Below are 11989 nucleotides of genomic sequence, written 5' to 3'. Positions count from 1 at the left end.
CCATTATGGAAATCGTAGAAGAAATTATTGATGATATTGTCATAGAAATAATTAATGCTGAAAGAGCAACATTGAAAGAATCGAGCCATCTGAAAAACATGATATATGAAAAAATTGATAAGGGCTATAAAAATGTAATTATTGATTTGAGTAAAGTTGATTTTATTGATTCAACATTTCTTGGTGTTATTGTAAATGCACTTAAAAAAGTTGCAGGTCTTGGTGGCGATTTAAAACTTGTTGGATTTAAACCTGCAGTTCGTTCAATGTTCGAATTGACAAGATTATTCAGAGTTTTTGATACATATTCTGAACTGCAGGATGCAATTCGAAGCTTTCAGAAAAATTAAAATTGGAGATTAACTTGGCAGCTGCAGAAAACAATAAAATTTCCGGTAAAATTCTTCTTGTTGAAGATGAATTTAATATTGCAAAACTTTTTATGCATAATTTGAGCAAAGCAGGATTTGATTGTGAACATGCATCTAATGGAAAAGAAGGATTAAAACTTGCTCATGAAATTAAACCTGATTTGATTATTAGCGACATAATGATGCCCGAGATGGATGGATTCCAATTTCGACAAGAATTACTTAAAGACCCTGAATTAAAATCCATTCCATTTGTGTTCCTTACGGCAAAAGGTTCCGAAGAAGATATTCTTAAAGGATTTGATTTAGAAATCGAAGATTACATTATTAAAACATCAAGCCCAAAAGTTGTAATTGCAAAAGTATCGGCTATTCTTAAAAGTCTTGAAAAAGAAAGAGTAAAAGTAGTTGACGAAGTTCAAAAGGCTGCAGATTCAATGGTTGCTACTGTGGTTCCAGAGATGCCTCCAAAATTTCATGGACTTGAAATTAATCAGTTATATATGCCGTATAAAAATGTGCCTGGCGGAGATTTTATAGATTACTTTAGCATTGATGATAATAACTTTGTTGTAATACTTGGTGATGTAATGGGGAAAAGATGGGGTGCGTGGTATTTTGCAGTTGCTTATGCAGGATATGTCCGCAGCGCAGCAAGATTTGTTCTTGAATCATCCAAAGATTTTAAACCTAGCGAAATACTTCAAAAAATTAATGAAGCAGTGTACAAAGATGAAAGGATTTCGGAAGTATTTATAACTCTTTCTATAATCATAATTGATGTTAAAAATAAAACAGCAAAATATTCTGGAGCCGGCGATTTACCGATAATTCATAAATCATTAAATCAAGCAAAGTATATTCAATCTACTGGATTATTGCTTGGCTTCAGTCAATCAGGTCAGTATGAAGACCATGAAATTAAACTTCAAGAAGGAGATGAAATTATTTTAATTACCGATGGCATAACAGAATCGAGAAATAAAAATGGTGAACAATATGGTCAGGAGAGACTGATTAATTTTTTAAGCTCATTATCTTCAAACGAAAAAACCATTGATGCATTAAAAAATGAAATTATGAACTTTACAAATGGCGAATTAGAAGATGATGTAAGTGTTATTTCAATAAAGCTGATTCAGTAATTTATTCGTTATTGACTTCTTCTGTTTCCTTTAATGTGAATCTTAAAATTATATAACCAATTACTCCAGCAGTTAATGATGAAATCAATATTGCAATTTTAGAACTATCAATAATTTGCAGATTATCATAAGCAAGTAATGTTATAAAAATTGACATCGTAAAACCAATACCAGCAATAAATCCAACCCCAATTATATTTTTCCATTTTAATTCTGAAGGCAGATTACATAATTTCAATTTTACTCCAGCATAAGATAAAATTGTTATTCCTAACGGTTTGCCAAAAACTAATCCCAGAAAAATTCCAATACTGTAGTTTTTAATTAAATTATTATAAAGCTCAGTTTCGATAGCAATGCAAGTATTGGCAAGTGCAAAGATGGGAAGTATTATAAATGCAACTGGTTTATGCAAAAAGTGCTGAAGTTTATACGAAGGTGAACTTTCTCCTCCGTCTGTAAATGGAATGGCGAATGCAAGTAATACTCCAGTTATAGTTGCATGTACACCAGAATGAAGCATAAAATACCACATAAAAATTCCGCCAATCAAATATGGAATTAAGCTGTGAATTTTTAGTCTGTTTAGAAGAATCAAAATGGCAAAAATTCCAAGTGCAAAAGATAAATTCACAAATGAAAGACTGGTTGTATAAAAAATTGCAATAACTAAAATTGCTCCAAGGTCATCAATAACAGCAAGAGCAGTTAAAAATATTTTGAGTGATGCAGGCACTCTTTTTCCCAACAATGAAAGAATACCAATTGCAAAAGCAATGTCGGTTGCCATTGGAATTCCTGCACCAGCTTGAGTTTCAGTTCCAAAGTTTAATGATGAATAGATTAATGCAGGAAAAATCATTCCTCCAACAGCAGCAAAAATTGGCAACGACGCATTTTTTATATCTGATAATTCTCCTTGATAAATTTCTCTTTCCAATTCCAGACCAATTAATAAAAAGAAGATTGCCATTAAACCATCATTAATCCAGTGAGCAAGAGAGTGTCCGCCAATATCATAATGCCAGAAATTTATGTAATTGCTTTGCCAGGCAGAATTTGCAAGTGCAAGCGAAATTATTGTCATAATAACAAGAACAATTCCACCTGCTTTTTCACTTTCAAAAAACTCTGAAAATAATCTGGTTAATTTCATAATTCTTATTCTTTATTAAATGAATGGAATTATAATTCAAGATATGGAAATGAAGCCTTTGTTCAAATAATATTTTTTCTTTTACTGGGTAAATGAAATAAATTCCAAAAAAATTATTTATTCTCTTTTCTTTTATTCTCAATTTGATTTTTGTTTGATTCTGTATTCATTCTTTTTTCTGCTGGAATTGCAAAGACAAATCTTCCTTTTAATACACAGCCTGGTCGGCCGGGTATGCAGTCTTTTTTTAATCTTATGCAAAAACTTTTTTCACTGTCTATGAACTGACATGAAAATGAGCTCATAAAATTCTCAATTTGTTTTTATAAATTTTTTATGTCGTTAATAATTTCTTCGATATTGATTTTACTTCCCACATAATTTTTTCTTACTCTTCCAAGTTCATCAAACAGCTGAATTCTATCTGTATGAACATAATAATAAATTTTTCTACCATCTTTAAAAACTGTAGAATCACTTGGTATTACAAAGACACCAGCTTTTTTGATTAATGAATCAATCACATTTTTTTCGCCGGTAAGGAATTGCCAGTTGGTTAAATTAAGATTTCTTACTTCTGCAAAATTTCTTAATACTTCTGGTGTATCCTGCAAAGGGTCAAAACTTATTGAAACAAGTTCTACATTATCAATCTTCTCTTTTTTTAATCTCTCTTGAATTAAACGCATATTGTTGGTGGTAAGCGGACAGATATCAGGACAATTTGTAAATATGTAACCTGCAATAATAATTCTGCCTTTGAACTGAGAAGGGAATTCAACTTTTTCTTCAGATTGATTAATTAGATGAAAATTCTCTTTGCTGAAATCCTCAATTACCGGTAAATTATTTTTGCATGATGTTATTGTTGCAATAAAAATGAAATAAAAACCAATTCTTTTAATTAATCTCATTTTAGAATTTTTAGTAAGCATTTTAGTTAACATTGTAATTTTATATTTTATGTATCGAAAGTTCATCTTCATAACAAATTTAATAACATTTTGGTTTTAAAAATGAAACAAAAAATTTTATTTCTAATTTTTCTGTTCTTTTCCATAAGCCTATATTCTCAACAGTATGTAAGAATAATGACTTATAATATTCATGATTACACTGCTTACAATCCCACACCATCAAATCCAAATCAATTTGATTGGGATAATCCTGCTTTGAAGTATGTTATTAATTATGTTTCGCCGGATATTCTTGTTTGTCAGGAAGTGAAAGATAAAGCTTCGGTTAATCAATTATTAAATTATGTTGTTGAAAATAAATATGCTGTAGCTGAATTTGTTGAATCAACTAACATGAACAGTGTATTGTTTTATCGTGATGATAAATTTATTTCTCTTGGAAACATTGTTCATCCAGCAGAAACACGACCAATCAATGAATTTCCTTTGATTAATAAACTTACAAACGATACACTAATAATTTTTTCAGTTCATTTAAAAGCAAATTCACTTACAGGAGATAATTCAGATAATATTCGGCGCCGTGCAATTGCAGTGGATTCATTAAGAAAAAGAACAGCACAACTACCAGCAAATAAAAATTTTATCGTGCTTGGCGACTTTAACACTTTGTTTGGTTCTGAACCTGCGGTTCAAAAATTAATTGATAAAACAATAAAAGGTTATGTTATCGACCCGCTCGATGCTGTTGGTGAATGGGGCGATAATCCTGCTTATGCCTTTACACATACAATGTATGCTCAAAATTTGACAGTTCGATTTGATATGATATTGATTTCTCAAGCAGTAAAAGATCCCGGAGGAATTGAATATGTTAATGGTTCATATACAATTGTAGGAAACGATGGCAATCATTTTAACAGGGCAATTAATTACGGCAATAATGCTTTTGGAAGAGAACTGGCTGATTCTTTGATTTCTGCTTCAGACCATTTGCCTGTTTATGCAATTTTTAAGTTTACTGGACCGACTGATGTGAAAGAAGATAGAAATCAGCATACATTTTATCTTCAACAAAATTATCCGAATCCTTTCAATAATGAAACTATAATTAATTATTCAATTCCTGTTCCTTCATTTGTAACATTAAAAGTATTTGATTTGCTCGGAAGAGAAACAGCAACATTAGTTGAAGATTTCAAATCGGCAGGCAGTTATCAAATTAATTTCTCTGCAGATAAACATTTGCTTTCAAGTGGAATTTATTTTTATAAATTAACCACACAGAATTTTTCAGAAACAAAAGTAATGGTTTATCTTAAGTAAGATTTATTTTACAAATAAAATAAACCAATCATGGCTGAAGAAGAAATAATTTCATTATTAATGCAGAAATTAAGAAAGGATTTATCTATTCCTGATGAATCTCTGCCTGCAAAAGCAGACCAGAAATTCATTAGAGAATATCTGATTGAAAAGATAAAAGAATTAATGTCAAGGAATTTTGACAGGTTTATTATTAATCTTTATAGAATTGATGTTGATGAAAGGAAAGTTCATGAAATATTACACTCAAAAGATAAAACTGCAATTCCCGAAAAACTTGCAGATTTAATTATCGAGAGACAGATGTTAAGAATAAAAACTCAAATGATGTATAAAAAAGGTGAACTGTAATTTTTTTAACTCTCTTGGTCTCACTATTTTTTGGTAAAAAAATTATCGCAACTTGATATGATAAAAGAAATTTTCAATAAGTATCCAATCATTGATTATTTTGCAATTATTATTGGTTCTGCAATAATGTCAATTGGAATTGGAGTATTTCTTGTAGATGCACGTGTAGTGCCAGGCGGAGTTAGTGGTCTTGCTATGGCAATTTATTATTTATCAGGCAACAAAATTTCGGTTGGTGTGCTTGTATGGTTGCTCAATGTTCCTTTATTTATTTGGGGATTAAAAGAGTTAGGGAAAAAATTTGGAATGAGAACTTTTGTTGGATTTTCTCTTAATTCATTTTTTATAGATTTGTTCAGAGGCGACATTCCCGGATTACATTCAATTCAACTTCATAAATCTCAAGCTGTATTAGACCTCTACAAAAATGATTTTCTTTTTATGATAATTATTGGCTCAGTTCTTCTTGGAGTTGGACTTGGAATCATTTTTAAATTCAAAGGCACAACAGCAGGTTCGGATATAATTGCATCAATTCTTCACAAAAGATTTGGAATAAAACCAGGTCAAGCAATTATGATTATTGATTTTTTTGTTATTGCTCTGGCTGGTTTTATTATTGATGTTAAACATCTTTCACCAGAGCGCCCCGCTCTCACTTTAACATTTTATGCTGTCTTTTTATTATTTGTATCATCAAGATTAATTGATATGATAATTGATGGATTTGATTACGCAAGAGCAGCATATATTATTTCTGATAAGTATGATGAAATTACAGAATCAATTTTGAAAGAAATGGGACGCGGCTGCACTGCAGTTAAAACACGAGGAGCTTACCGAAATGTAGAAAGAGAAATGCTGCTTACTGTGGTTCCTTTAAGAGAAGTTTCTAAACTTGTTGATGTCGTAAAATCAATTGACCCATCTGCTTTTGTTATTATTTACAATGTTCACGAAGTTCTTGGCGAAGGTTTTAGAAGAAGAATATAAATATGAACCAATCAGAAAAATTTTTAACAGCTGATGATATTAGAAATATTGCATATTCATTTCAGAAAAGCAGAATTCTTTTAACAGCTGTTGAATTAAAAATTTTTACCGTCATTGATAAACATATGCTTACATCAAAAGAAGTTGCTGATAAATTAGATGCTGATGAAAGAGCAACTGACAGATTAATGAATGCTTTGTGCGCAATGGGTTTGTTGAAAAAAATTCACGGCAAATTTTACAATTCAGAAAGTGCATCTCAATTTCTTGTTGAAGGCAAACCTGAATTTATGGGCAGTTTGTTTCATACTAATGAATTGTGGAAAACTTGGAGTACTTTAACCGAAGCAGTAAAAAAAGGAACTTCTGTTTATAAAAGAACACATGAAAATTCTGACTGGACAAACTCATTCATTGCAGCAATGCATTATCGTGCTTTGAAAGAAGCTAAAATTGTTTCATACATGATTGAACTCAAAAATGTTAAAAAAATGCTCGATGTCGGCGGCGGCTCTGGTGCATTCACAATGAAATTTATTGAAGCTAATCATGATATGAATGCTATTATTTTTGATTTGCCGGAAGTTATTCCATTAACAAAAAAATATGTTGATGATTTTTTATATAAGAACAATATCTCATTTATTGAAGGCAATTATCTTACAGATAATCTTGGCAGTGATTACGACTTAATTTTCCTTTCTGCAATTGTTCACAGCAACAGCTTTGATGAAAATAAATTACTGATTAAAAAATGCGCGGATTTGCTGAATAAAAATGGTCAAATCATAATTAAAGACTGGATAATGGACGAAGATAGAACAAAACCTGCAGGCGGAGCTCTATTTGCACTTAATATGCTTGTAGGAACAAAAAATGGAGATACATACACAGAATCTGAGATGAGAGACTGGCTAAATAGCGCAGGCATTTCAAAAATTGAAAGAAAAGATACAAGTTTTGGTTTTTCTCTTTTAATTGGTTACAAAAATTAAAAAGCAGGATGAAGAAGTTTTTATTTCTAATCATAATCCTAATTACAGCATGCAGCTCAAAGAAAAATGTTGATGAAGTTTTACAGGGAAACTTTGTTATTAAAACCATACCTCAAGATGATTCGCTTGAAACAGAACTTAATAAAAAATATTTCAAAGAGATTTTAATTCTTCTGCATAACAAATTTGATGAAGAAGAAATAAAAAAACATCTCGACTTGAACGATTCCGAGTATGATGAGAAAATAAATTTTCTTTTTGCTAATAGTCTGATTAAAAAGAAAGAAGATGGAACATTTGTTCCATCTTGTATGATTGTAGATTTGGAAAATCAGAAACAATTAAAAAGAATTGCAAGACCAATTGGAATAATTGTTGCTGATATTGTGATTGACAGATTGCCATTAATTAAAAATTATTATTCAGAACATTTTCTGAATTCGGAAGAAAAATCTTCATTTCAAAAAATTTCTTTTGAAGAAGTGTCTTTATTTGTATTGAGTAATGTAGTTTTGAATAAATGGCAGCAGAATAATATTCAAGAAAAATTTATAAAATCAGTTCCAACAAAAAGAGGGAATAAAAATTATTATGCTGCTCTCTTTCAGTTGAAGGATAATAATGATTCAATGATTTATTTTGAAAACTCTATTAAAGAATTTAATGATTCAGTTAGAGTTTACTCAAAAAATTTTTATTCTGAAAAACCGATTCAAATAGCATCAAAAAATTTTACTCTTCATAAAAATATTAAATTGCATATCAACAAAGATGATGAAAATCATTTTAAAGAAATGGCATCTATTATTACAAAGGATTTAATTGAAAATCTCGATAAACAAAAACCAAAGCTCGTTAAATATTTTTTGAATTCAACTTATAAAGATGAAACATCATTTCGCGAGTGGCTGAGTTGGGTATATAAATTTATTATTACGGAAGCTACTGATGAGCTTATTCAAAAAGGTTATATCAAGAATAATTCTATAATTTATTCTGTGAAATAGTTTGATAAAAATTTGTTGAGTGACTGCCACCCCGCTGCAATGTTTGAAACGTAACTCTTATTGTTGTTCCAATTCCTTTTTCACTTTTCACATCAATAATTGCGTTGTTTAAATCGCAGTATTTTTTTACAAGTGCAAGTCCCAAACCCAAACCTTCATAAGTTCTTGTATAACCAATTTCTTCCTGATTAAATGGATAAAATAATTTATTCATAAATTCTTTTGTCATTCCAATACCAGAGTCGCTGATTTCAACATATAAATTATTTTTTGTATCTCTTCCAATAGAAATAACCACAAAACCTCTGTCCGTATATTTTATTGCATTGTCAATCAAGTTTTCAAATATCTGAATTGTGCTGTATTCATCAATTTTTATTTTCGAATTACTCGTTAAACTTTCGAAACTGAAATCCAATTTTTTAACGGATGCATCATGTTTAAATTCCTGATAAATATCATATACAAGTGAATAGAGGTCGCGTTCAACAAAAATTGGCGTGTATGAATTTGTATGCATCTCCGACATATTCAGGATTGTGTCAATTGTTCTTATCAATCTTCGGCTTGATAAGTTTATCAGTGTGAAGTATTCATGTATATCAGGATCAACATTATCATTTGAATATTCTATGTATTCTTTAATTAGTTCAACGAATCCAAGAATTTTTTGAAGCGGGCTTCTTATTTCGTGCGACATTTGAGATAGAAAAGCAGTTTTCAATCTGTCTGATACTTCTGCTTTTTCTTTAGCTTCTATCAGCTGCTGTTCATACTTTTTTCTTTCAGATATGTCATTAACGATGTCGGTGTGAATGTACTCTCCTTTATATTTGATAGTATCAACAAAAATTTCAACGGGAAATTCTCTTCCAGATTTTGAACGATGAGTTGTTTCGAATGTATAGGATTTCTTTTCAATTGTTTTTTGCCAGTGTTCTTCCCAATTTTCTTTTTTTACATTTGGGTCAATATCGAAAACGGTCATTTTCAAAAGTTCTTCTTCAGAATATTCAAGAGAATTGCAAGCGGCTTTGTTTACATATAAAATTTCACCTTTGCTACCAATCCAGAAAATTGGAATCCTTGAATTATCAACTGAGTAGCTTACTAATTTTAATTTTTCTTCATTCTCTTTGTATTGAGTGATGTTATACAAAATTCCATGAATTATTTTTTTATCATCCTTGAATGTTGTTGCAATATCTCTAACCCATAGAATTTTTCCAGTTTTATGAACTATTCGGTATTCATTGTCTGCAGTGTAGTTATCTAATAAAGCCAGATTTTTTGCTTCGTTCAAAAATTTATTCACATCTTCTTGGTGAATTATATCAATCCAGAATTTTTTCCCATTTATAAATTCCTCTTTTGAATAACCGGTAAGCTCTTCTACATTTCCCTCCATATAAATTAACTGTGGATTTCTTACATCAATTTGATATGCAATTGCATCAAGGTTATTAAGAATTAATCTGTTTCGTTCCTCACACAGTAATGCTCTTTCTTTTAGAAGATTCTTCTTTTTTCTAAATAATTTTTTGAAAAAATTTCTCAAAGCATGCACTCACGAAAAGTGATAAATCGCTATTTAATAATCGAATAAGTAAAGAAATTTTTGAATCCTATTGAATAAAAAAGTTATTTTAACAAAAAAGTATTTAGTTGATTATGATTGTCAGTCTTCCACGTGCATTGTCAAAGCTTGGTTATTGTTCTCGAAAACAGGCTGAAAAATTGATTCATGAAGGAAAAGTTTTTGTAAATGGTGAATTAATTAAAGATGTTCATAAAAGAGTTAATCTGAACAAAGATACTATCTCAGTTGAAAATAAAGTTATTTCTGAGACAAACAAAATTTATATTGCTTTGAATAAACCACGAGGATTGGTTACAACATTGTCGGATGAGAAAAACCGTCAAACAGTTTTTCAATGCTTTGCAGATTCTGATTTGCCTTATATTTTTCCTGTTGGAAGACTCGATAAAGCAAGCGAAGGACTTCTTCTTTTCACAAATGATACTGAGTGGGCAAATAACATTTTGAACCCTGATAATCACATTGAAAAAAAATATCATGTTCAGATTGATAGAATTGCAGATGAAGATTTAATTAAAAAACTTTTCAAAGGTTGTTATGATGAAGGAGAATTCTTAAATGTAAAAGATGCCAAGATTATAAGATTTGGAAAGAAGAACAGCTGGCTTGAAATTGTTCTTGATGAAGGAAAAAATAGACACATAAGAAGACTTCTTTCACATTTTGGAGTTAATGTGCTCAGATTAATCAGAATTTCAATCGGACAAATTAAGTTGGGAAATCTTGCAAAAGGTAAATTTAGATATTTGACTGATGATGAAATAAAATTATTCAAATAAATTTTTTATTTTATAATCACATCTTAAAAGGGAAATGATATGAGAAAGTTAATTACTGGGGGTTTAATTCTATTTGCATTGTTTTTATCATCCTGCTTTGAACATGATGGAGTTGTTCCTCCCGAACTAAAAAATTATACTGTAAAAACAAATGATTCTCTTGTTGTGAAATTGGGCTATAAACAAAAAATATTGCTTGATGATAATTTAACTCTAACTTTTGAAGATGTTGCAGCAGATTCAAGATGTCCGCTTTATGCTATTTGTGTTTGGGCAGGTGATGGAGAAGTTATACTTAGTTTTTCAAATAATGAAGAAATTACTCAAACTATTCTTCATACGACATTGGAACCTAAATCTGTTTTAATTTATGGTTATGAAGTAAAATTAAATTCATTAATGCCCTATCCCGAAATTGACAAGGTAATTAAAAAGGAAGATTATAAAATTGAACTTGTTATTAAAAGAAAATAAACTTAATTATTGAATGAGAAACAAATCAGTTTAATTTTCTTCCCTTCTGCCAGATGTTGTTTTTCATATTTTGTTTGAATTTTTTCTTCTTCGGAAAGCGAATTTGATTTGTAAAGATCTTCTGTAGCTTTGTGCAAGATTAAATTTTCCTCTTCAATAACATTCAATGCATAAGTAAACAAAGTTTCATCGTCTGTCTTTAAAAATATTTTTCCTTCTGGCAGTAGTAGTTTTTTATATACTTCAAGAAATCTTGGGTGAACAAGACGTTTTTTCATGCTGCTTCTTCTTGGGTATGGGTCTGGAAAAGTAATCCAGATTTCTTCAGCTTTTATCTGTTTGAAAATCTCGTCAAGTTTTTCAATGTATGCGATTAAAAAGGCTACATTATTCAAATTTTCTTTCGTTGCATTTTTGGAAGCATTCCACAAGCGTGCAGCCTTTCTGTCAACTCCAATAAAATTTCTGTTTGGATAAAGTTTGGCAAGATTAATTGAATAATCTGCCTGACCGCATCCAAGTTCAAGTGTAACGGGTTTAACGGTTCCAAAAAAACTAATGATTTTTTCTTCAATATTTTCCTGTTTGTAATCAAATACATTTGGAAAAGTTCTGACTTCTGCAATTTTTATATGTTTTCTTCTTGGCATAGTGTATGAAATTTTAGTACACAAAAATATATAATTATACTTTCTTGAGTTTATAAAAAACATTTGAGCCAGAGATATTTATTTTTGATTAATGCAGGTAAAAAAATTTTTCGAATAAAATTTTTAATAAATATATAATTGTTTATATTTGAGCAGGTTGCTGCTGATTCACTTTGTATTCCACGCTGTTGCAACTCGTTTATTAACAATCCATAATAAGGAAAT

At 30.0% G+C, this 11989-nt stretch carries 14 protein-coding genes; 9 read left to right on the top strand and 5 right to left on the bottom strand.

The window, feature by feature from the left end; all coding sequences use genetic code 11:
• Positions 1–5 precede the first annotated feature (5 nt).
• Together AC27L2_RS06830 and AC27L2_RS06825 are read left to right on the top strand one after the other, a co-directional pair.
• Complete coding sequence (locus AC27L2_RS06830) at positions 6–350, top strand: STAS domain-containing protein (protein WP_487210969.1); 345 nt, start codon at positions 6–8, stop codon at positions 348–350.
• Between the two features lie 14 nt (positions 351–364).
• Complete coding sequence (locus AC27L2_RS06825; RefSeq protein ID WP_487210968.1) at positions 365–1516, top strand: SpoIIE family protein phosphatase; 1152 nt, start codon at positions 365–367, stop codon at positions 1514–1516.
• Between the two features lies 1 nt (position 1517).
• On the opposite strand, the gene nhaA is transcribed toward AC27L2_RS06825, so the two are convergent.
• The 3 genes from nhaA to AC27L2_RS06810 all read right to left on the bottom strand — a co-directional run bounded on the left by nhaA (position 1518) and on the right by AC27L2_RS06810 (position 3658).
• Positions 1518–2672, bottom strand: coding sequence for a Na+/H+ antiporter NhaA (gene nhaA / locus AC27L2_RS06820; RefSeq protein WP_487210967.1), 1155 nt, complete (start codon positions 2670–2672; stop codon positions 1518–1520).
• A gap of 113 nt (positions 2673–2785) precedes the next feature.
• On the bottom strand, positions 2786–2977 hold the full coding sequence (locus AC27L2_RS06815) for a hypothetical protein (protein WP_487210966.1): 192 nt from the start codon (positions 2975–2977) through the stop codon (positions 2786–2788).
• Positions 2978–2995: 18 nt separating this feature from the next.
• Positions 2996–3658 (bottom strand): SCO family protein, encoded by a 663-nt coding sequence (locus AC27L2_RS06810; protein WP_487210965.1) that lies wholly within the window; start codon positions 3656–3658, stop codon positions 2996–2998.
• A 105-nt stretch (positions 3659–3763) separates the two neighbouring features.
• Between AC27L2_RS06810 and AC27L2_RS06805 the strand changes: the two genes are divergently transcribed.
• Genes AC27L2_RS06805 through AC27L2_RS06785 form a run of 5 tightly spaced genes read left to right on the top strand, consistent with a single transcriptional unit; the run spans position 3764 to position 8261 of the window.
• On the top strand, positions 3764–4915 hold the full coding sequence (locus AC27L2_RS06805; RefSeq protein ID WP_487210964.1) for a T9SS type A sorting domain-containing protein: 1152 nt from the start codon (positions 3764–3766) through the stop codon (positions 4913–4915).
• A gap of 30 nt (positions 4916–4945) precedes the next feature.
• Complete coding sequence (locus tag AC27L2_RS06800) at positions 4946–5266, top strand: hypothetical protein (RefSeq protein ID WP_487210962.1); 321 nt, start codon at positions 4946–4948, stop codon at positions 5264–5266.
• 57 nt (positions 5267–5323) lie between these two features.
• Positions 5324–6259: a YitT family protein gene (locus AC27L2_RS06795; RefSeq protein ID WP_487210961.1), complete on the top strand. Its 936-nt coding sequence runs from the start codon at positions 5324–5326 to the stop codon at positions 6257–6259.
• Positions 6260–6261: 2 nt separating this feature from the next.
• The gene (locus tag AC27L2_RS06790; RefSeq protein ID WP_487210960.1) at positions 6262–7254 is read left to right on the top strand and encodes a methyltransferase; all 993 of its coding nucleotides are present in this window, start codon (positions 6262–6264) and stop codon (positions 7252–7254) included.
• A gap of 8 nt (positions 7255–7262) precedes the next feature.
• Positions 7263–8261 carry a hypothetical protein gene (locus AC27L2_RS06785; RefSeq protein ID WP_487210959.1) on the top strand — a complete coding sequence of 333 codons (999 nt, stop codon included), beginning with the start codon at positions 7263–7265 and terminating at the stop codon, positions 8259–8261.
• Here AC27L2_RS06785 and AC27L2_RS06780 read toward each other — a convergent pair.
• Complete coding sequence (locus tag AC27L2_RS06780; protein WP_487210958.1) at positions 8239–9819, bottom strand: sensor histidine kinase; 1581 nt, start codon at positions 9817–9819, stop codon at positions 8239–8241. The genes AC27L2_RS06785 and AC27L2_RS06780 overlap by 23 nt on opposite strands.
• A gap of 113 nt (positions 9820–9932) precedes the next feature.
• On the opposite strand from AC27L2_RS06780, the gene AC27L2_RS06775 reads away from it, so the two are divergent.
• Together AC27L2_RS06775 and AC27L2_RS06770 are read left to right on the top strand one after the other, a co-directional pair.
• Entirely contained in the window at positions 9933–10640 is a 708-nt protein-coding gene (locus AC27L2_RS06775) for a pseudouridine synthase (RefSeq protein ID WP_487210957.1), read from the top strand.
• Positions 10641–10679: 39 nt separating this feature from the next.
• Positions 10680–11114 carry a hypothetical protein gene (locus AC27L2_RS06770; protein WP_487210956.1) on the top strand — a complete coding sequence of 145 codons (435 nt, stop codon included), beginning with the start codon at positions 10680–10682 and terminating at the stop codon, positions 11112–11114.
• Positions 11115–11116: 2 nt separating this feature from the next.
• Here the strand turns inward: AC27L2_RS06770 and trmB are convergent, their stop codons facing one another.
• On the bottom strand, positions 11117–11764 hold the full coding sequence (gene trmB / locus AC27L2_RS06765) for a tRNA (guanosine(46)-N7)-methyltransferase TrmB (protein ID WP_487210955.1): 648 nt from the start codon (positions 11762–11764) through the stop codon (positions 11117–11119).
• Between the last annotated feature and the right edge of the window lie 225 nt (positions 11765–11989).

This window comes from Rosettibacter sp. KY25 (assembly GCF_057554405.1).
Note: the sequence above shows the minus strand (reverse complement) of the source record. Positions and strands in the feature narration are given on the sequence as shown.